This window comes from Mesorhizobium sp. P5_C1, from assembly GCF_054049815.1.
The window spans coordinates 1-1,031 of the sequence record NZ_JBFULQ010001091.1 but is presented as its reverse complement, the minus strand read 5'-3'; the positions used below and the strand labels follow the sequence as shown (position 1 = coordinate 1,031).

The window sequence follows — 1,031 nt, the reverse complement described above, 5'->3', positions numbered from 1 at the left end:
CATCCGGGAAGCTCACGAGCCGAAGCTTCCATAGTCCGCAAGGAAAAGGCCAGATAGCCGCCTAGGCGGTCATCTTTCATGGGATGGTGCTGCCCAGCGTTGGGGGCCGTACCCGCTGCCCGCTCGTCCGCAGGCAGCGGGCCTTTGATCTTACAGGCATGACGTTGCGTCAAGACTCAGCTACCCTCACACCGCGGCGGACTTTTTCCGCTTGGCCGGCGCCTTCAGGCAACCTCCCCCTAGGCGCCGGCCTTCTTCATCCTGCTGAAATCGTCAAGTACGCCCTTGCGGTGGCAAAGCTTGCCTTCGCGCGCAGGTTGCGCGATGCTGCCCTCGGGGAAATAAAGATAGGGGGCTATGCAATGGCAGCCGAGATCAACAGCGAGAAGCAAGCAATTGCCATCGACAAGTGGGAGGTRGCCATGAGTGAAGCAGTCGGAGGCGTCGTTCTACTACTGTTYCCGACCGAAGGYGATGTTGTCCCGRTCATMCYTAGACCCGCTCAGGCAACAAWGTTGGGCCACGATCTACAATCGCCCAAGTTCATACCGAAGCCGACAGTCCAATRATCCGGAAGGCATGCTATTGCGCTAGCGCCTCTTCGGCCTCGGCGTGATCTCCTCGATCCGCACCTTGTCGCCGATCTCCCTTGCCCAGGCTAGCGCCTTGGCCTTGTCCTTGGTGGTGAGCACCGTCCGCCAATGCGCTTCTCGGAAGAGTCTCAGTTTGAAATTTGACGGGATGCAATATGCATTTCCCATATCGGCCCGGCCTCCTATAGCTTAGCGGAAAGCATGGAACCGGAACTGATACCCTTCCCAACAATCGACGCCGCAGAGACGGAAGGCGTTGACGCGTATTGTGCTGGGATCGATCTCGCCAACTGCCCCTACCCAGCGCGAACAGAAGCGGGCAAGGCATGGCGACGCGGCTGGGTTGATGCCGCCGAGATAGACAAGGAACAACATGCCAACCGGACCTAAAGGCCAGAAGCGCCCCGCCGATGCGATCGGCAATGCCGTCATGCGCAT

Annotated in this window: 3 protein-coding genes; 1 reads left to right on the top strand and 2 read right to left on the bottom strand. The window is 59.3% G+C overall.

Annotated elements, in window-relative coordinates:
• Window positions 1-239: 239 nt before the first annotated feature.
• Together ACXJ7R_RS34090 and ACXJ7R_RS34085 are read right to left on the bottom strand one after the other, a co-directional pair.
• Window positions 240-392: a hypothetical protein gene (locus ACXJ7R_RS34090; protein WP_457155631.1), complete on the bottom strand. Its 153-nt coding sequence runs from the start codon at window positions 390-392 to the stop codon at window positions 240-242.
• A gap of 198 nt (window positions 393-590) precedes the next feature.
• Window positions 591-761: a hypothetical protein gene (locus tag ACXJ7R_RS34085; protein WP_457155630.1), complete on the bottom strand. Its 171-nt coding sequence runs from the start codon at window positions 759-761 to the stop codon at window positions 591-593.
• A 33-nt stretch (window positions 762-794) separates the two neighbouring features.
• On the opposite strand from ACXJ7R_RS34085, the gene ACXJ7R_RS34080 reads away from it, so the two are divergent.
• Window positions 795-983 carry a ribosome modulation factor gene (locus ACXJ7R_RS34080; protein WP_457155629.1) on the top strand — a complete coding sequence of 63 codons (189 nt, stop codon included), beginning with the start codon at window positions 795-797 and terminating at the stop codon, window positions 981-983.
• Window positions 984-1,031 lie beyond the last annotated feature (48 nt).

Excerpts from the sequence above, each read along its gene's own strand:
- ACXJ7R_RS34085 (WP_457155630.1), bottom strand. The coding sequence starts at position 761 with ATGGGAAATGCATATTGCATCCCGTCAAATTTCAAACTGAGACTCTTC.
- ACXJ7R_RS34080 (WP_457155629.1), top strand. The coding sequence starts at position 795 with ATGGAACCGGAACTGATACCCTTCCCAACAATCGACGCCGCAGAGACG.